The sequence below is a fragment of the Pseudomonas sp. RIT-PI-r genome (assembly GCF_001297015.1).
Taxonomy (GTDB): domain Bacteria; phylum Pseudomonadota; class Gammaproteobacteria; order Pseudomonadales; family Pseudomonadaceae; genus Aquipseudomonas.
Genome location: NZ_LIGE01000015.1, coordinates 14646 through 33246 on the forward strand (window position 1 = coordinate 14646; position 18601 = coordinate 33246).

At 59.2% G+C, this 18601-nt stretch carries 22 protein-coding genes; 13 read left to right on the forward strand and 9 right to left on the reverse strand.

From position 1 onward, the window contains the following. Positions 1-1362 carry an HlyD family type I secretion periplasmic adaptor subunit gene (locus tag AK821_RS04100; RefSeq protein WP_064388307.1) on the forward strand — a complete coding sequence of 454 codons (1362 nt, stop codon included), beginning with the start codon at positions 1-3 and terminating at the stop codon, positions 1360-1362. A 144-nt stretch (positions 1363-1506) separates the two neighbouring features. Here the strand turns inward: AK821_RS04100 and AK821_RS04105 are convergent, their stop codons facing one another. Next, a complete protein-coding gene (locus AK821_RS04105) occupies positions 1507-2103 on the reverse strand; it encodes a tRNA-uridine aminocarboxypropyltransferase (RefSeq protein WP_064388309.1) in 597 nt (198 codons plus the stop codon). A 5-nt stretch (positions 2104-2108) separates the two neighbouring features. After that, positions 2109-3002: a LysR family transcriptional regulator gene (locus tag AK821_RS04110; RefSeq protein ID WP_064388311.1), complete on the reverse strand. Its 894-nt coding sequence runs from the start codon at positions 3000-3002 to the stop codon at positions 2109-2111. A 395-nt stretch (positions 3003-3397) separates the two neighbouring features. Between AK821_RS04110 and speB the strand changes: the two genes are divergently transcribed. The 6 genes from speB (at position 3398) to AK821_RS04140 (ending at position 9263) form a co-directional block, all read left to right on the forward strand. Continuing rightward, positions 3398-4348, forward strand: coding sequence for an agmatinase (gene speB, locus AK821_RS04115; protein WP_064388313.1), 951 nt, complete (start codon positions 3398-3400; stop codon positions 4346-4348). Positions 4349-4358: 10 nt separating this feature from the next. Beyond that, positions 4359-4781: a YybH family protein gene (locus AK821_RS04120; RefSeq protein WP_064388315.1), complete on the forward strand. Its 423-nt coding sequence runs from the start codon at positions 4359-4361 to the stop codon at positions 4779-4781. Positions 4782-4838: 57 nt separating this feature from the next. After that, complete coding sequence (locus AK821_RS04125) at positions 4839-6341, forward strand: purine-cytosine permease family protein (RefSeq protein ID WP_064388316.1); 1503 nt, start codon at positions 4839-4841, stop codon at positions 6339-6341. Positions 6342-6517: 176 nt separating this feature from the next. Further along, a complete protein-coding gene (locus tag AK821_RS04130; protein WP_064388318.1) occupies positions 6518-7897 on the forward strand; it encodes a sodium:solute symporter in 1380 nt (459 codons plus the stop codon). A 348-nt stretch (positions 7898-8245) separates the two neighbouring features. Further along, entirely contained in the window at positions 8246-8971 is a 726-nt protein-coding gene (locus AK821_RS04135; RefSeq protein ID WP_064388320.1) for an MBL fold metallo-hydrolase, read from the forward strand. Between the two features lie 43 nt (positions 8972-9014). Then, the gene (locus AK821_RS04140) at positions 9015-9263 is read left to right on the forward strand and encodes a phosphopantetheine-containing protein (protein WP_064388321.1); all 249 of its coding nucleotides are present in this window, start codon (positions 9015-9017) and stop codon (positions 9261-9263) included. Between the two features lie 105 nt (positions 9264-9368). Here AK821_RS04140 and AK821_RS31135 read toward each other — a convergent pair whose 3' ends face one another. After that, entirely contained in the window at positions 9369-9497 is a 129-nt protein-coding gene (locus AK821_RS31135; protein WP_007914492.1) for a PA1414 family protein, read from the reverse strand. Positions 9498-9639: 142 nt separating this feature from the next. Then, a complete protein-coding gene (gene ptrR / locus AK821_RS04145) occupies positions 9640-10533 on the reverse strand; it encodes a putrescine utilization regulator PtrR (protein ID WP_064388323.1) in 894 nt (297 codons plus the stop codon). Between the two features lie 104 nt (positions 10534-10637). Here ptrR and AK821_RS04150 point away from each other — a divergent pair, with 104 nt between their 5' ends. Then, positions 10638-11819: an MFS transporter gene (locus tag AK821_RS04150; RefSeq protein ID WP_064388325.1), complete on the forward strand. Its 1182-nt coding sequence runs from the start codon at positions 10638-10640 to the stop codon at positions 11817-11819. On the opposite strand, the gene AK821_RS04155 is transcribed toward AK821_RS04150, so the two are convergent. From AK821_RS04155 to AK821_RS04170, 4 genes are all read right to left on the reverse strand, one after another. Next, entirely contained in the window at positions 11764-12696 is a 933-nt protein-coding gene (locus AK821_RS04155) for a DMT family transporter (protein ID WP_064388326.1), read from the reverse strand. The two genes, AK821_RS04150 and AK821_RS04155, sit on opposite strands and share 56 nt — an antisense overlap. Before the next feature lie 66 nt (positions 12697-12762). Then, positions 12763-12957: a hypothetical protein gene (locus AK821_RS04160; protein WP_064388328.1), complete on the reverse strand. Its 195-nt coding sequence runs from the start codon at positions 12955-12957 to the stop codon at positions 12763-12765. A gap of 6 nt (positions 12958-12963) precedes the next feature. Further along, complete coding sequence (locus tag AK821_RS04165) at positions 12964-13365, reverse strand: DUF2177 family protein (RefSeq protein ID WP_064388330.1); 402 nt, start codon at positions 13363-13365, stop codon at positions 12964-12966. A gap of 115 nt (positions 13366-13480) precedes the next feature. After that, positions 13481-14317: a CvfB family protein gene (locus AK821_RS04170; RefSeq protein ID WP_064388332.1), complete on the reverse strand. Its 837-nt coding sequence runs from the start codon at positions 14315-14317 to the stop codon at positions 13481-13483. 340 nt (positions 14318-14657) lie between these two features. Here AK821_RS04170 and AK821_RS04175 point away from each other — a divergent pair, with 340 nt between their 5' ends. The 3 genes from AK821_RS04175 (at position 14658) to AK821_RS04185 (ending at position 16727) form a co-directional block, all read left to right on the forward strand. Beyond that, on the forward strand, positions 14658-14846 hold the full coding sequence (locus tag AK821_RS04175; protein ID WP_016985943.1) for a hypothetical protein: 189 nt from the start codon (positions 14658-14660) through the stop codon (positions 14844-14846). Between the two features lie 218 nt (positions 14847-15064). Beyond that, a complete protein-coding gene (locus AK821_RS04180; RefSeq protein WP_064388333.1) occupies positions 15065-15781 on the forward strand; it encodes a TorF family putative porin in 717 nt (238 codons plus the stop codon). A 76-nt stretch (positions 15782-15857) separates the two neighbouring features. Next, a complete protein-coding gene (locus tag AK821_RS04185; RefSeq protein WP_064388335.1) occupies positions 15858-16727 on the forward strand; it encodes a DUF6279 family lipoprotein in 870 nt (289 codons plus the stop codon). An 83-nt stretch (positions 16728-16810) separates the two neighbouring features. Here the strand turns inward: AK821_RS04185 and AK821_RS04190 are convergent, their stop codons facing one another. Beyond that, on the reverse strand, positions 16811-17203 hold the full coding sequence (locus AK821_RS04190) for a hypothetical protein (RefSeq protein ID WP_064388337.1): 393 nt from the start codon (positions 17201-17203) through the stop codon (positions 16811-16813). A gap of 175 nt (positions 17204-17378) precedes the next feature. On the opposite strand from AK821_RS04190, the gene AK821_RS04195 reads away from it, so the two are divergent. Then, positions 17379-18113, forward strand: coding sequence for a DUF899 domain-containing protein (locus AK821_RS04195; RefSeq protein ID WP_064388339.1), 735 nt, complete (start codon positions 17379-17381; stop codon positions 18111-18113). Between the two features lie 63 nt (positions 18114-18176). Beyond that, complete coding sequence (locus AK821_RS04200) at positions 18177-18452, forward strand: hypothetical protein (protein WP_064388340.1); 276 nt, start codon at positions 18177-18179, stop codon at positions 18450-18452. Positions 18453-18601 lie beyond the last annotated feature (149 nt).

Below are 18601 nucleotides of genomic sequence, written 5' to 3' on the forward strand. Positions count from 1 at the left end.
ATGTCTGCTTCCCCCGATAGCAAAGATCGCGGCTACTTCGACAGTTTCGGTAAAAGCGCCGAAGCGGAATTCATGCCGGAAACCGCCGGTGCTTCGCTGCAGGATTCGCCGCGCTGGGCGCGGATCACCGTGTGGCTGGCGGCGGCGCTGCTGATCAGCGCGGTGGTCTGGGCCAAGTTCGCCGTGCTCGAAGAAGTGACCATGGGCGAAGGCAAGGCGATTCCGTCGAGCAAGGTGCAGGTGATCCAGAACCTTGAGGGCGGGATCGTTACCGAAATCTTTGTGCGTGAAGGGCAAATGGTCAATAAGGGCGACACCCTGCTGCGTCTGGATGACACGCGCTTTCGCTCGAACAAGGGCGAGAGCGAGGCCGATCGCTATGCGCTGACCGCGCAGGTCGAACGGTTGTCGGCGGAGGCCGAGGGCCGGCCGTTCAAGCTCTCTGATGAGGTGATCGCCAAGGCACCGCAAGTCGCCGAAGACGAGCGTTCGCTGTATGAACAACGCCAGCGCCGGCTGGCCAGCGAGCAGCGTACGTTGAGCGAACAACTGCGGCAGAAGACTCAGGAACTCGCCGAATTTCGCTCCAAGCAGGGCCAGTTCAGTTCCAGTCTGGCGTTGCTGCAGCAAGAGATGAACATGTCCGAACCGCTGGTAAAAACCGGCGCGGTCTCGCCCGTGGAAATCCTACGGCTGAAACGCAGCGCCGTGGAAATCCGTGGCTCGTTGAACGCCACCACTCTAGCGATTCCCCGCGCCGAATCAGCGATTGCCGAGATCCGCAGCAAGATCGACGAGTCGGAACAGACCTTCCGCTCGGAAGCCGCGAAAGAGCTGAATGAGAAACGCACCGATCTGTCGAAAATCACCGCGACCAGCATCGCCATCGACGACCGCGTCACCCGCACGACGGTGACCTCACCGGTGCATGGGGTGATCAAACAATTGAAGGTCAACACCATCGGTGGCGTGGTTCAACCGGGCAGCGACATGGTTGAAATCGTGCCGCTGGAAGACAACCTGCTGATCGAAGCCAAAGTGCGCCCGCAGGATGTCGCGTTCCTGCATCCGGGCCAGAAAGCCATGGTCAAGTTCAGTGCCTATGACTACACGATTTACGGCGGGTTGAGCGCCAAGCTTGAGTTGATCGGCGCCGACACGATTACCGATGACAAGGGCAACAGCTTTTATCTGATTCAGGTGCGCACCGATAAAAACCATTTGGGCGGGGATGTTAAACCGCTGCTGATCATTCCGGGGATGGTGGCGACGGTGGACATTATTACCGGGGAGAAGAGTGTCCTGGATTACTTGCTGAAACCGGTGCTTAAAGCCCGGACCGAGGCGATGCGCGAACGCTAGAGATATCCGGATTTTGTGGTGAATTGACTGGCCCCATCGCTGGCAAGCCAGCTCCCACAGTGTCCGTGTCGGCCACAAAACCTGTGAACACCTCAGACCCTGTGGGAGCTGGCTTGCCAGCGATGAGGCCAGCAAGAACACCGACTATTTTTCAGCATGATTACGCTGAAACGTCTCCTCCCCCATCGCCGCAATCTGCCCCTCGATCAACGCCTCGAACGGTTTGAGCAACGGCTCGAATGACGCCGACGGCTCCAGCGTCTGCAAAGCCTGCACAATCGCCTCAATGGTCGACAACGCCCCCGGTCCCGGCGCCTTGCGCAAGCGATAGCGCGACACCCCGCCCTCGGCCAGCGTCACCCGTGGCAACGCCGCCAGCAGCGGATTGAGGTGCAGCATCTTGCGCGCCTTGCGCCATGTGCCGTCCGGAACTACCAGCAACAGCGGCTCATCGGATTCGACGTAAGCCTGCATCGGCTGCGCATCCTCCGCCGGAAATAACAGCCGCGCCCGATATCCCGGTTGATTCAGCAACGCCGGCAAATCCTCGAACACCTCGCCAACGACCAGCTCGGCATTGCTCAACCCCAACGCTGCCAGCCGCGCGGTATTCAACGCATGATTGACCTCGCTCGGATGCTGCAACAGCAACACCCGCGTGCGGCTGTCGAGGCTCGGAATCAGCGGGCACAGGCAATGGGTTTGTGGACGCAGGCAGCGCGGGCATTGAGGTCTGGACATGTTGTTTACGCCTGATTCAACTGAGCTTTAAGCAGATCACGGAACGTCTGAATCAGCGGTTCGCGACTACGGCCCCGGCGCATGATCATTGAAAACGGTGCCTGATAACCGAACGTCGCCGGCAGCAATACGCGCAGGTCGCCCTTGTCGGCCCAGGCCTGCGCGTAGTGCTCCGGCAAGTAACCGATGTAGGCGCCGGACAGCACCAGAATCAGTTGCGCTTCCATACTTTCCACGGTCGCGGCGCTGTGTTTGAAACCGTGCCGGGCCAATTCCGCCTGACTCCAGTAACCACGACCGACCATGCGTTGCTGAGTGATGACCTGCTCGGGAATCCGCCGCTCGTTGAACAACGGATGCCGGCTGCTGCAATACAACCAGTGCTGCTCGCGGTACAGCGGCATGTAGACCAGACCGCTCATGCGCGTGGAAAACGCACCGATGGCCAGGTCGAGGCGGTTGTCCTGCACGCCGAGTTGCAATTCGTAGGGGCTCATCACCGACAAATGCAGATGCACCGCCGGGTGTTCCTGACTGTAGGCGCCGATGGCCTCGGCGAATGGCAGGGCCTTGTCGCTGACGGTGGAGTCGATCACGCCGAGGTTGAGCGTGCCGCGCAGTTCGCCCTTGAGCGCGGCGGCGTATTGCTCGAAACCTTCGAGTTCGGCGAGCAGGCGCAGGGTTTCCTGATGGAACAGCTCACCCTTGCTGGTCAGGCTGAACCCGCCGCGCCCGCGATGGCACAGCACCAGGCCGAGCGCGGCTTCGAGCTGGCTCATGTAGGTGCTGATCGCCGAGGTCGACAGGTTGAGTTCCTGCTGCGCGGTGGCGAAACCCTGATGACGGACGACGCTGACGAAGATGCGCAACAGTTTCAGGTCGGGTAAAGCGTTGGCCATGTCTGCTCCGGGCTTTGCAACTGTGTGTCGGTGGGAAAAGCCCCTCACCCCAGCCCTCTCCCCGAGGGAGAGGGAGCCTACCGAGCTGTTATGAGGATTTACGCCGACCTGCAATATCGAGTCGAACTCAAAATTAAAAAGCAATGGAGATCAGCTCCCTCTCCCTCCGGGAGAGGGCTGGGGTGAGGGCAGCAATCCCCAGCCGATCACAATCTTGAACCCGCCGAAGTCTAATCCCAGCCTCGCCATTAGTTTAGAAAAATCTGAACTAAGTTTTTGCCCGTAGCGATTCTTTCCCCTCACTACATTTCGCATCATCGGCCCCACAGCGGCGTCCGAACCCGTGCTCCACGGCGCGCCGACATAAATAAAACAAAGACGATGAGGCCTTACCCGTGGACAAGATTCTTCACCAACCACTGGGCGGCAACGAAATGCCGCGCTTCGGCGGCATCGCCACCATGCTCCGACTCCCCCATCTACCGACCGCTGCCGGCCTGGACGCTGCCTTTGTTGGCGTGCCACTGGACATCGGTACTTCGCTGCGCCCCGGCACCCGCTTCGGGCCACGCGACATCCGCACCGAATCAGTGATGATCCGCCCGTACAACATGGCCACTGGCGCTGCGCCGTTCGACTCGCTGTCGGTGGCCGACATCGGTGACGTGGCGATCAACACTTTCAACCTGCTCGACGCCGTGCGCATCATCGAAGAAGCCTACGACAACATCCTCGAGCACAACGTGATCCCGATGACTCTGGGCGGCGATCACACCATCACCCTGCCGATCCTGCGGGCGATTCATAAAAAGCACGGCAAGGTCGGTCTGGTGCACATCGATGCCCACGCTGACGTCAACGATCACATGTTCGGCGAGAAGATTGCTCACGGTACGACCTTCCGTCGCGCTGTCGAAGAAGGTCTGCTGGACTGCGACCGCGTCGTACAGATCGGTCTGCGTGCGCAGGGTTACACCGCTGATGACTTCAACTGGAGCCGCGATCAGGGCTTCCGCGTGGTGCAGGCCGAAGAGTGCTGGCACAAGTCGCTGGCGCCACTGATGGCCGAAGTGCGCGAGAAAGTCGGCGGCGGTCCGGTGTACCTGAGCTTCGACATCGACGGTATCGACCCGGCCTGGGCGCCTGGCACCGGCACCCCGGAAATCGGTGGTCTGACCACCATTCAGGCAATTGAAATCATCCGCGGCTGCCAAGGCCTCGACCTGATCGGTTGCGATCTGGTAGAAGTCTCGCCCGCTTATGACACCACCGGCAATACCTCGCTGCTGGCCGCCAACCTGCTGTACGAAATGCTCTGCGTACTGCCTGGCGTGGTCCATCGCTGAGGGTCGGGTCATGAACGAACGTGATCAGGTTCTGCAAGCGGCCGCCGAACTGGTGTCCGCCTTCGCCCGTAACGATCGCGAAGCTTACTTCGGCGCGTTCAGCGCCGATGCGAGTTTCGTCTTCTACACCCTCGAACAGCCGCTGCTGTCGCGCGATGCCTATCAGGCCTTGTGGGACAGCTGGCGCGCCGAGGATGGCTTCGAGGTGCTTGCGTGCACCTCGAGCAACGCCTTTGTCAGCCTGCAGGGTGACGTGGCGATTTTCATCCATGACGTGGCCACCGAGCTGCGCATGCAAGGGGAGCAACACTTCAGCCAGGAGCGCGAGACGATTGTTTTCAAGAAACAAGCGTCGAGCCTAGAACAACAAGGCCATTGGCTGGCCTGCCACGAACATTTGTCCGCAATGCCGGAAGGGCTGCCATCCCCTTAGCCAAAACAGGTGACGCCTCACGCACGATGAGGCGCGCCTTTATGATCGGAGCAGATCATGAATAACAACAACAACGACCAAAGCCTTACGCAAATTGAAACCCACGGGGTCGAACAGATCCCGGACCACGAACGCAGCGCAGGCCCGACGGACTTGTTCCGGATGATCTTCGGTGGTTCGAATACCTTTGCCACCGCCGTGCTCGGCAGTTTCCCGGTGCTGTTCGGTCTGTCTTTTCAGGCCGGCGTCTGGGCGATTGTGTCGGGCGTGCTGCTCGGCTCGCTGATCCTCGCACCGATGGGCCTGTTCGGCCCGCTCAACGGCACCAACAATGCCGTGTCGTCCGGTGCGCACTTCGGCGTGCACGGGCGGATCGTCGGTTCGTTCCTGTCGCTGTTGACCGCCATCGCGTTTTTCTCGCTCTCGGTGTGGAGTTCGGGGGATGCGCTGATCGGTGGTGCGAAACGCCTGATCGGCTTGCCGGAAACCGACCTGACTCTGGGCCTGGCCTACGGTCTGTTCGCGATCCTGGTGCTGACCGTGTGCATCTACGGCTTCCGCTTTCTGCTGTGGGTGAACAAGATCGCGGTGTGGAGCGCCAGCCTGTTATTCCTGCTGGGCATCTTTGCCTTCGCCGGTCCTTTCGACGCGCATTACGCGGGCACCGTCAGCCTCGGTCAGCCGGGCTTCTGGGCCGCGTTCATCGGCGCCGCGCTGGTGGCGATGAGCAACCCGATTTCCTTCGGTGCGTTCCTCGGTGACTGGTCGCGCTACATCCCGCGTGACACCTCCAAGCAACGGATCATGGCGGCGGTGGTGCTATCGCAGATCGCCACGTTCATCCCGTTCCTGTTCGGCCTGACCACCGCGACCATCGTCGCGATCAAGGCGCCGGACTATATAGCGGCGAACAACTATGTCGGCGGTTTGCTGGCGGTATCGCCGAGCTGGTTCTTCTTGCCGGTGTGCCTGATCGCGGTGATCGGCGGCATGTCCACCGGCACTACCTCGCTGTATGGCACCGGGCTGGACATGTCCAGCGTGTTCCCGCGTGTTCTCTCGCGAGTGAAAGCGACGCTACTGATCGGCGTGCTGTCGATTGCCTTCATCTTCATCGGCCGCTTTGCGGCGAACCTGGTGCAGAGCGTGTCGACTTTCGCCGTGCTGATCATCACCTGCACCACGCCATGGATGGTGATCATGATCATCGGTCTGTTGGTGCGCCGCGGCTTCTACTGCCCGGATGACCTGCAAGTGTTCACCCGTGGCGAACAGGGCGGACGCTACTGGTTCAGCCACGGCTGGAACTGGCGTGGTCTGGGCGCATGGATCCCGAGCGCGGTGGTCGGTTTGTGCTTCGTCAATCTGCCGGGGCAATTCGTTGGCCCGCTGGGTGAAATGGCCGGTGGCATCGACATCAGCTTGCCGGTGACTCTGGGCCTGGCCTCGGTGGTGTACCTGACGCTGCTAAGCCTGTTCCCGGAACCGCGCGAAGTGTTCGGCCCGAAGGATGCACGCAGCCAAATCCTGGAAAAACCTGAACTGCGCCAGACCGCCTGACGCAGATCCCTGTAGGAGCGAGCCTGCTCGCGAAAGCCATCTGTCAGTCACTTCTTTGTTGAATGTGCTGACGCCTTCGTCGAATCGCCGCCCGGAGCAGGCTCGCTCCCACAGTGGGCAGCATTGCTGAACCAAATTTGTTTCACCATAAAAAAGACAATCGGAGACACGCCATCATGGCTTTGGATTTATTCGTCGTCCTCATCTACGCCGCCGGCATGCTCTTGCTCGGCTACTTCGGCATGCGCAAGGCCAAGACCAACGAGGACTTTCTCGTCGCCGGTCGAAACCTTGGCCCGAGCCTGTACATGGGCACCATGGCCGCGACCGTACTCGGTGGCGCGTCCACCGTCGGCACCGTGCGTCTGGGTTACGTGCACGGCATCTCCGGTTTCTGGCTGTGCGCAGCCCTCGGTTGCGGCATCGTCGCGCTGAACCTGTTCCTCGCCAAACCGCTGCTGAAACTGAAGATCTACACCGTTACCCAGGTGCTGGAAAAACGCTACAACCCGATGGCCCGCTCGGCGAGCGCGGCAATCATGCTCGCCTACGCACTGATGATCGGCGTGACCTCGATCCTGGCGATCGGCACCGTCCTGCAAGTGCTGTTTGACCTGCCATTCTGGGTGTCGGTACTCGTCGGTGGTGGCGTCGTGGTGATCTACTCGGCGATCGGCGGCATGTGGTCGCTGACCCTCACCGACATCGTCCAGTTCATCATCAAGACCGTGGGCCTGATGTTCATTCTGTTGCCGATCTGCCTGTACCGCGTCGGCGGCTGGGACGAACTGGTGCTGAAACTGCCGGCGACCGCCTTCAGCTTCACCACCATCGGCTGGGACACGATCATCACCTACTTCATGATCTACTTCTTCGGCATCCTGATCGGTCAGGACATCTGGCAACGGGTGTTCACCGTCAAGACCGCCAAAGTCGCGCAATACGCCGGCAGCATCGCGGGTATCTACTGCATCCTCTACGGCCTCGCCTGCGCGCTGATCGGCATGGCTGCACACGTGCTGATCCCGGATCTGGACAACGTCAACAACGCCTTCGCCGCCATCGTCAAACTGTCGCTGCCGGACGGCATCCGTGGTCTGGTGATCGCGGCTGCACTGGCGGCGATGATGTCCACCGCCAGCGCCGGCCTGCTCGCCGCTGCCACCACACTGACTGAAGATCTGCTGCCGAAACTGCGTGGCGGCAAACAGTCGAGCCTGGGCATCAACCGTCTGTTCACTCTGCTGACCGGCATCGTTGTACTGGGTATCGCGCTGGTGGTGAATGACGTGATCAGCGCCCTGACCCTCGCTTACAACCTGTTGGTGGGCGGCATGCTGATCCCGCTGATCGGCGCGATTTTCTGGAAACGCGCGACCACCGCCGGCGCCATTGCTTCCATGGGTCTGGGTTTCGCCACTTCGCTGCTGTTCATGTTCAAGGACGGTCTGGATGCCAACACGCCGATCTACTACAGCCTCGGCGCAGGTCTGGTGAGTTTTGTGGTCGTCAGCCTGTTCTCCCCTCGCCCGGCAACCGTGGCGAGTGCGATCTAAGCTCTGATGTAACGACTTGATGCTTTCTTCGACGGGTGTGGCACGGGCGTGTCCTCCCTTATTTCCTGCACCGCGTTGCGCCTAAAAGCGAGCCAGGCAAGGCGCAGTCCGTAGGTAAGGGTTGTTCCTTGCCAAGGACTGCAACGCAGCCTGGCTCGCTTTTAGGCACAACCCGGAGGGCCGGAGCTGATGTCGTGCAGGGCTGCGTTGCTCGGAGCTTATTTGGAAAAACCAAACTACGCTCCTCGCGCCTTGCCCTGCACGACATCAGATCCGGCGCGGTGCAGGAAATAAGGGAGGACACGCCCACTTGCCACACCCGTTTTTTTCGTCTGGAGAAAAGTGAATATGAAGATCGTTTCGCGCGATCAGTGGTTTGAAGTGCAACACTTGAGCGATGGCATTCGGCTGATCCATGAGCCGTATATTCGCCCGTTCTATCGCTGCAACCTGTGGCATGTGCAAGGCCGCGACAAAGACCTGTTGCTGGATAGCGGTTCGGGGCTGGTCAGCCTGCGCGAGCAGTTGCCATGGATCACCGAGCGGCCATTGATGGCGGTGGCCAGCCATTGCCATTTCGACCATATCGCCGGGCATCATGAATTTGCTGAACGGCTGGTGCACCCGGCCGAGGCGGACATTCTGGCGGCGCCGGATGGCGAGAATGATCTGAGCCGCGCATTCGTTGGCGATGACATGTTCGAGGCGCACCCGGACTGCCCGTTGTGCTACGCCGAATACCGGGTCAAAGCCGCGCCGGCCACCGGGTTTGTCGAGGACGGCGATGTGCTGGATCTGGGCAATCGCACGCTGCAAGTGCTGCACACACCGGGACATTCGCCGGGCGGCATCAGCCTGTATGAAGCGGCCACTGAAACCCTGTTCAGCGGCGACATCATCTACGACGGGCCGCTGATCGAAGACGCCTACCACTCCAATCTTGAGGATTACGCCAGCAGCCTGCGACGTTTGCAGGCGTTGCCGATTCGCACGGTGCATGGCGGGCATTTCGGCAGTTTTGCCGGCGAGCATTTGCGCTCGATGATTGACCAATGGTTGCGCGGCCACGCCTGAGGCCTGCTTCACTCAAGCAGAACAACCATCAGAAAAATCTGCCATGAGAAGAGCTGCCGTGCGTGCCGCCGTGCACCGATACATCCAGCGTTTGCTGGAAACCCGCGAATTCAACGACAACACCAGCCTGGTGCAACTGGGGCTGGAGAAAGCCGACATCGAGGATTTGATCTTTCATCTGGAAGATGAATTCGGACTGACGGCGTTCACCGCCGAAGAAGACCGCATGCTCAAGACCGCGAAGACTGCGAATGACTTGAGCCGGTTCTTGCTTGAGATTGGCCGGCACTGAAAGCAAAAGATCGCAGCCTTCGGCAGCTCCTGCATTGATTCGTGCAGGAGCTGCCGCAGGCTGCGATCTCTTGATCTTGAATCCTGTGATCTCGGATCGGTGGCGTTACCGGCGCCGTTGTTGACGGCGACGCTGCTCGTCATCGGTGCGGATCGGGACAGGCTGCAGAGGCGGTTCGATCAAGCCGAGGGCAACACCCAAGTCGTGTAGCCAGTTTTGAATTTTCTCTTTCATCGTCATGCCCCCTTCAGGGTGGTGCTGAGCGGCCGGAATTCTGAGGCCGCTTCGCACTGATAATAGTCCGAAGTCCTACGCAATGCTCGGCCAAATCCGCAATGATCTGTTACTGAATTGAACAGAATTCGCCGGCATTGGTTCAGGCTGTTTCGCGGGTTTCGATCTGAGCCGCAGGATAGACAGCTTGCTGCACCTCGACCCAGGCATTGAGGTTGGCGCCGACCATGCCTTTGCGCCACATGAGCCACGTTGTCGCACCCACGAATGGCTCGGCCAACGGGTGCGCGGCAACGCTCTCGCGCCCCGGCAGACTGGCAAGCATCGACTCCGCCATCAACGCCACGCCGCTGCCGGCGATCACGCAGGCGAGCATGCCCTGATACGACTCGATCTCCATCGCCCGGCCCATCGCTGCGTGATAGTGGGCGTACCAGGCCTCCAGGCGCATGCGATAGGAACAGCCCTGACGGAAGGTGAACACCGAACGCCCTTCGACATCCTTGGCACTGCGCACGGGCGGATGATCGGTTTCGGTAATCAGCACCAGCCGCTCTTCACACAACGGCACACCGTCGAGCCCGGCCAGTTCCAGCGGGCCATCGACCAGCGCCGCATCGAGTCGACCGGTAAGCAGACCTTCGAGCAACTCGCCACTCGGCGCCGACTGCACCTGCAGGTTCACCGCCGGGTATTGCTTGTGATAACGCGCGAGCAACGCCGGTAAATGGATCGCCGCCGTGCTGTACATGGTGCCGAGGACAAAATCCCCCGCCGGCTGCCCGCCCATCACCGCCGCACTGGCCTGATCGCGTAACGCAAACAACTTGCCGGTGTAGTCCAGCAGGACTTTTCCCGCAGGCGAAAGCTGCAAACGCTGACGCTCACGGACGAAAAGTTCGACACCCAACTGTTCTTCCAGCTGTTTAAGCCGCGTCGACAGATTGGAAGGCACCCGGTGCAAGCGTTCGGCGGCGCGGGTGATCGAACCTTCCTCGGCAACGGCCTGAAAGATCCGCAATTGGCTGAACTCCACAAGCTTTCTCCATAACAGAACAAGTTACTCACTATTATTCAATTTTAAAGAAAGTCAATCAGTCCTAGCCTGACGGTCATTGATCGTTCATAGGAATCCCGACCATGTCGCCCCTGATTCGCTTATCCGCTTGTTTCGTAGCCCTGATGATGGCCATGGGCATCGGGCGTTTCGCCCTCACGCCACAAATGCCGCACCTGCTCAGCGAAGGTCAGTTCGACCTGACGGCCGCCGGTCTGATCGCTGCGGCCAACTACCTCGGTTACTTGCTCGGTGCGGTGGATGCGATGTTTGCGCATCGCCCGCAGCAGGTGCAGCGACGCCTGCACGGCGGCTTGTGGCTGTGTGTTTTGCTGACGCTGGCGTCGTTTTGGGCCACGGGCTTTTGGTCGCACTTGGTGCTGCGCTTCGGCACCGGGGTGGCGAGTGCCTGGGTGCTGGTGATGATCACGTCTTTAAGCCAGCCACTGGCAGCGGCAGCGGGTCGTCCACGTTTGGGCGCGTTGGTATTTGCCGGGCCTGGGTTGGGGATTTTTCTGACGGGGTTGTTGGCGCTGGTCTCCCACCTGCTCAATCAGACCTCGGCGACGCTGTGGCTGATTTACGCCGCTGCGGCACTGGTGATGATGCTCGGCGTCTGGCGCATTTTGCCGCAGCCGGTCGGTGGCTTACCGGTGGTTGTGACTGACGCCAACCCACCGACTCAAGGTATCGGCCGTCTGGCGACCATTTATGCCCTGTATGGCATCGGCTACATCATCCCCGCGACGTTTCTCTCGCAAATGGCCAACGCACAGTTCCACGGACAGTGGCAGGCGGATCTGTTCTGGCCGTGCTTTGGTCTGGCCGCCGCGCTCGGCGTGTTGCTGGTGAGCCTGCGTCGTCACGACCCCGCGACCACCCGGCATTGGTTGATGGCAACGTTATGGCTGCAAGCGGCGGGAGTATTCGCCTGCCTGCTGAGCAGCGGCCTCGGTCTGGCGCTGGGGGTCATTCTGTGTGGTACGCCGTTCCTCGCCTGCATGCAATTGGTCATGCAACGCTCACGGGAAATCGCGCCCCACGCAACGCAGCGCAACGCCGGACTGCTGACCGCGTGCTTTGCCGTCGGCCAGCTCAGCGGCCCATTACTGGCAGCATTGAGCAGCCATTTCAGCGGTGGCCTGCAACCGGCGCTGGTGATCGCCGGCAGCGGTTTGCTGATCGCCGGCGGCCTGGCGATGCAATCGACTAACGCTGGCCCAGCGCTTGGCGCAAACGCCTGCGCAGCCACTGCTCGGCGCTGACAAAGGTGATGCCGAGCAACACCAGCACGGCGCCGATGACGAAATTCACGCTCAGTTGTTCGCCCAACAGAATCACGCCGAAGGTGACGCCGAACAGCGGCGTCATGAACGAGAACACCGCCAGGTTGGCGGCCAGATAACGGCGCAGCAGCCAGAACCAGATCAGGTAGCTGAAGAACGACACCACCAGGCCCTGGAACAGCACGCTGGCCACCGCTACGGGCGTCAGGCTGACATGGGTGATCTGACCACTGAACAAGGCGATCAACAGCAGGCCGACAAAGCCGACCATCAATTGATAGAACAGGGTCAATGTCACCGGGGCTTCCGACAGTCGCGAGGCACGAACGACCACGGTGGTGGCCCCCCAACAGGCGCCGGCCAATATGCCGAAGGCATCGCCGAGCAGCATACGCCGGTCGAGGTTGTCCCACGACACACCGCCGGCGAAGGCGATTGCGATACCGATGAACGCCAGTAGAATCCCCAGCCACTGCAACGGCCGCAGGCGCTCGCTGGCCAAAAGAAAATGCACGCCCAACGCGGTAAAAATCGGCGCGGTGTAGAGGAAGACCGACATGTGCGCGGCGGTGGTCAGTTGCAAACCTTCAGCAATGAAGAAAAACTCCAGACCGAACAGCGCACCGGCCAGCAAACCGCCGCGCCAAGTAACGCCGACCTGGTCCCAGCCGCCCCTCCAGCAGATCAGCAAGCCGACCAGCAGTGCGGAAATCCCCGAGCGCGCCGCCGCTTGCATCACGGGTGCAATGTCTGGCGCGGCCCACTTGATCATTACTTGCTGCACGCCCCAGATCAGGCACAAGCCGATCATCACCTGCAAGGCAAAACGGTCGGCATTGCGCCGCTCGCTACTCACCGCAACACCTCGAACACACACAACATGGCAGGCCATCCAATGGTCAGAAATCAGTGTCGAGGATTATCAATCAGTCGGGCGGAAAAAGCCGTCTGGAAAAGACATTTTGTGCTTCAGTGGCGTCAGCGCTGAATGGCTGTCGGCTGCGCCGCCATTCGCTGGCAAGCCAGCTCCCACAGTGAACGGGTTGCTCACTGATTGTTTGTTCAACACCAAACCCTGTGGGAGCTGGCTTGCCAGCGATGGCGTCAGTTCAATCAACCCTGCTCATGGATCTGAATGCAGTCGTTTAGCCAACAAAAACCCGACGGTACAAGCCACAGCAGTGGCAAACGTGCCCCACGCCCAATCCATCAGCGTCACCTGCACCGACCAGCCACGCAACGTCGCCCAATTGGTCAGGTCGTACGTGCCATACGCCACCAGCCCCAGCAACGCGCCCCGCTTCGCCGCCCATTGCCATGTCACGGCCGGCAGCACCACAAACACCACACAACCGAAAACATACAGGCAATAAAAAACCGCTGCCGGAACCAGCAGCGGTTTATCGAGCATCAGCGGACCGAGCAGTTCGCGATAGGTCGGCGCCATCAACAGGCCGAGCCAGATGCCGTCGAGCAGCAGAAACGCAATCAGCGTCGCAACATAGGCAACCAGAGTTTTCTTCATAACACCCGCCCTCATGTAGGAGCTGCCGCAGGCTGCGATCTTTTGACTTTGTTTTTAAAAGACAAGATCAACAGATCGCAGCCTGCGGCAGCTCCTACATGGGGCCAGCGGTGGCTCAGGTTAGTTCAATGCGATCGGCGTGGATAACGATCTTGCCTTCCTTGTACAGCGCACCGATGGCCTTCTTGAAGTTGCCTTTGCTGACGCCGAACAGGCTGCTGATCAGCGCCGGATCGCTCTTGTCGCTGACCGGCAGCGTGCCGCTGTTATCACGCAACTTGGCGAGGATCTTCGAGTTGAGGCTGCTGGCCGCTTCCTGGCCAACCGGTTGCAGGCTCAGGGCAATTTTGCCGTCGGCGCGCACTTCCTTGATGTAGCCCTTCTCGCTCATGCCGGCGCGCATGAACTTGAAGATTTCGTTCTTGTGGATCAAACCCCAATGCTTGTTGTTGATGATCGCCTTGAAGCCCATGTCAGTGGCTTCGGCAACCAGCAGATCAACTTCCTGACCCAGGCTGTAGTTCGCCGGGGTCTTGTCGAGGTAGCGATCCAGACGCGCAGTGGCGGTGATGCGGCGGGTGTGCTTGTCGAGGTAGACGTGCACCACGCAATATTCACCGGCAGTCATCTGCCGTTTTTCTTCGGAGTACGGCAGCAACAGGTCTTTCGGCAAACCCCAATCGAGGAACACGCCGATGCTGTTGACTTCAACAACTTTCAGGCTGGCAAATTCACCGACCTGAACTTTTGGTTTTTCAGTGGTAGCGAGAAGTTTGTCTTCGCTGTCCAGATAAACAAATACGTTGAGCCAGTCTTCATCTTCGCTGGGAATATCTTTAGGGATATAACGGTTGGGCAAAAGAATCTCGCCATCGGCACCGCCGTCCAGATATAAACCGAAGTTAGTGTGTTTAACCACTTGCAAACTGTTGTAACGCCCGACTAAAGCCATTTCCAGAACCCTCATTGCGTGGGCGGCATTCTACCCGTTTTTGCCTGCGACGTCGGGCGGTAGATCGGCGGTTGCCGGGAATTCTGCGCAACGCCTTGATTTTCCTTGATCTGCGCCGCACCGGGTGCCACTCGTCAGTCGGCTGTGCGCCCTCGCGGCATATCGCCACACCGCCGAAATTCATTAATCTTCTTATTTAAAACAGCAGGTTAGCCAAGTATTTCGAATATTGAATCGAGCATACTGCAGTGCAGCGCTAGGTTATTCCCGGGGATATTTACCAAGCAATTGTCAAGTTATTCCTGTACGATGCCTGGCCGAGTTACTTTTCTACAGGTTAATGGCCGCCATGCGTGTAAAAGCATCCACCAGCAAAGCAAAGCCAGCTCCAGCCGTTGAAACCAGCGAATCGATCAACGATCAGATCGCAGCGTTCCTCAAGTCCGGCGGCGAGATCCAGCAAATTGCCAAAGGCGTCAGTGGCCAGACGTTCGGCCCGTCCAAGCAGATCAGCCTGGGCAAGAAGTAACACCCGGTTTTACCCCCGTCCAGAGGCGCTTTGAGCTTCGAAGCGCCTGGACTGGCACCGCGAAACACCCTCCCCGCTTCAAACAAATCAAATACCAAAAATTCTGAAAATCGACGAACGGACATCAATGCCGAACATTCGCCGGTATCCTTGCACGCGTCTGGATCAAGCGTTTCAGCAGGCCCGCCGTCCTGCACTCGCTGTTCATGGAGTGACGCATGCGCAAAACATCCTGTTTATTACTCGTTGGCCTGCTGGCCGGTCCAACCGCGCACGCGCAAGTTTTCCAGCGTGAAATGGGCGACTTCGACCTCAAGCTCGGCACCACGCCAACGCGCAGCATGGCCCAAGGCCTGGTCAAACCCTCGGCGGCCGGGTCGTTTCATGGCGGCCTCGATCTGAGCCACGACAGCGGCCTCTATGTCGGCCAATACGCGCCGAGCATGGGCATCACGCCGGGCAAGAATCTCGAAATCGATTCCTACGTCGGTTTTAAACAACCCTTCGATCAAACCCTCGGCTACGAAGTCGGCATGATCCACTACAGCTATCCCAGCGTGGAAACCCTCGACAGCCAGGAGCTGTTCGGTGGCCTGACCCTGCTTGGCAGTCGTTTCGGCGTGGCATTGAGCAACGACCCAGATAAGCAGAACAACACCTTGTTTGCCGACCTTGGCGGCAATCAGCCGTTCGGCATCGGCGTCAGCATGAAATACACCACCCACCAATTGAATAAACCGGTGGCCGTGGACGGTGGTTATGTCAGCAGTTTCACCGATTGGTCAGTACAACTGTCGCGGCCGTTCATGGGTGTCGACCTTGACCTGATCTACAGCAACTCCAGCCTCAGCGGCAGCGATTGCTCGGCCTACTCCGGGCACAACAGCCAGTGCGACGGTCTCGTCACCCTCAAGGCCGAACGCGCATTCTATTGATCGGCTGAACTGCCGCGCGCATCCTGCATCACATAAGAATCAGACTCCCGAAGCCAGGCCATGCAAGGATTCGCTCATGTCTCGCTGGTTCAAACACATTGCCGCACTGTTGGTCTTCACCCTCGCCCTCGGCGCCTGCAGCCGAGTCGGCCTGGCTTATCGCAATCTCGACGTGATCATTCCGTGGACGCTCGGCGACTACCTGGACATGAACGGCGAGCAAAAAGACTGGTTCAACGAACGGCTCAAGGATCACCTGAGCTGGCATTGCACCACGCAATTACCGGGCTATCTGGACTGGCTGGATCGCTTGCAGACCATGGTCGAAACCAATCAGGTCACCGATGCCGCGCTACAGGCGCGCACCGTCGAAGCCAAGCAAGCGATTGCGCAAACGGCGAAGGAAATCACGCCTTCGGCCATCGAATTATTGCAAGGTCTGGATGACAAGCAAGTGGCCGAGATGAATGAGGCGTTTGCCAAGGATCTGCGCAAGCGTCAGCAGGAGTACCTGAAACCACCGCTTGATCAACAGATTGCCGAGCGTGGCGCGCGCATGGTCAAGCGCCTCAACGATTGGCTTGGGCCCTTGAGCGCCACACAAGAGCAGCGGGTCATGGCGTGGTCGACCGCCCTGGGCGATCAGTACACCCAATGGATTGCCAACCGGGCCCATTGGCAGAAGCAGTTCAGTGCGGCTGTAGCGCAACGCAAAAGTCCCGAATTCCCACAGAGAATCGAGACCCTTCTGGTCAATCGCGAGAGTTTATGGACAGCGGATTACCGCAAGGCCTTCGCCGATACTGAGGCGCAGGGACGCTCGCTGGCGGTTGATCTGATGGCTGAGAGCTCGCCGCAACAGCGCCAGCGGTTGTTGAAGAAGATCGAGGGGGTGCGTAAAGACTTCAACGACCTCAAATGCCTCAAAGCCGCGAAGCAGAACTAGAAACAAAGATCGCAGCCTTCGGCAGCTCCTACAGAGATCGGTGTAGGAGCTGCCGAAGGCTGCGATCTTCTGCTTTCAGAGCCTCAGGCGATCTGGGCCTTCGAAGCCACTTCATCAAACGTCGCCTCGGCCAGCGGATCGTCCTGTTCATCCAGCACCTCACGCGGATGATCATTGCCGGGAATGCTGCTGTCTATCAGGCTCAACAGGCTGGAACCGCGAGGCGTCAGCACAAAATTGTTGCCGGTGCTGCCCTCTTCATCCGGACGCGGTGCGATGTAGCCACGCAACAACAGCAAGCGTTCATAGTCGCAAGCCAGCGTTTTCAGATGATCAAGGTTCTCGATCGGCTCGCCGGCGCTGGCTTTTTCCGCCGCATAGTCTTCGGCGTAAGCCCGTGGAGCAAAACTGTGGCCGGCGCTGTTTTGCACTTCATGCAGCAAGCGCTCAATCAAATCCCAGTTATAAGTCGTCATCCTGATACAACCTCCGGTGCGCGTGATTTATGGCGCGTTCATAGGTTGTGACCGGAGCCGCTCGCAGCCGTTCAGCCGCATGTTGCGCGACCACCGACCGGCGGTCTGTCGATTTCCCGCAGGGTTAAACGACTAGTCTGAAACAGACGGTTTCAACCCCGCAGGAGAAATCATCATGAACGTTGAGAATCATCCGGTGGTATCGCGCGAAGAATGGCTCGCCGCCCGTAAGCAACATCTGGCCCACGAGAAAGCCTTCACCAAGGAACGCGACCGCCTCAGCGCAGAACGTCGTGCGCTGCCATGGCTGAAAGTCGACAAGGATTACCATTTTCAAGGCCCGAACGGCGAACTGAAACTCGCCGACCTATTCGGTAAACACAGCCAGTTGATCGTTTACCACTTCATGTTTGCCAAGGATTGGGAGGAAGGCTGTCAGGGCTGCTCTTTCCTCAGTGACCATATCGATGGCGCCAACCAGCATCTGGCGCATCACGACATTGCGCTGGTGGCTGTGTCCCATGCGCGATTCAACGAGTTTCAGGCGTTCAAACAACGGATGGGCTGGAAATTCGACTGGGTGTCTTCAGAAGGCTGCGACTTCAACTATGACTTCGGCGTGTGTGCCCGTGCCGATGATGTCGCGGCGGGAACGGCTACCTACAACTACGAAAAAACTGACAGCGCCGAGGAAGAAATGCCCGGGCTGAGCGTGTTTTATCGCGACGCAAATGGCGACATCTTCCACACCTATTCAACGTATGCACGTGGTCTCGACATGCTGGTCGGTGCCTACAACTATCTCGACCTCACGCCCAAGGGCAGGAATGAAGACGAGATCATGGAATGGGTTCGGCATCATGATCGATATGACGGGCAAACCCGATCCAGCTGCTGCCATGGCGACTGAACTTTTCGCAGCAAAAAGGCCTCAACCGGTTAACCCGCCTTAACCGGAACTGAGGCCCTCCCCATGAAAACCCTGATCAAGCTCACTCTCGCCGCCACTCTTGCCTGCGCCTTGCCCGTCTGGGCCTGTACGCCGGAAGAGGCCACCGCCAAACGCGAACAACTGGCCAAGGAAGTTGCCAAGCTCACCGAACAGAATCCGGCCAAGGCCAAGGAGATCAATGCCGAGTTGCAGAAGATGGATCTGGGTACGGCCAGTGCGGATCTGCCGGACAAGTGTCAGTTGATTGATCAGCGGTTGAAAGAACTCGGTACGGCCGAGAAGAAAGCCGAAAGTTAAAAACAAAAGATCGCAGCCTGCGGCAGCTCCTACGCCGATCACCGTAGGAGCTGCCGCAGGCTGCGATCTTTTGCTCATGAAAATGCACAAATGCATTTATTTTTTTGCATAAACGCATAACCCGTCTACGGTTACATCGAGCAAGGAGA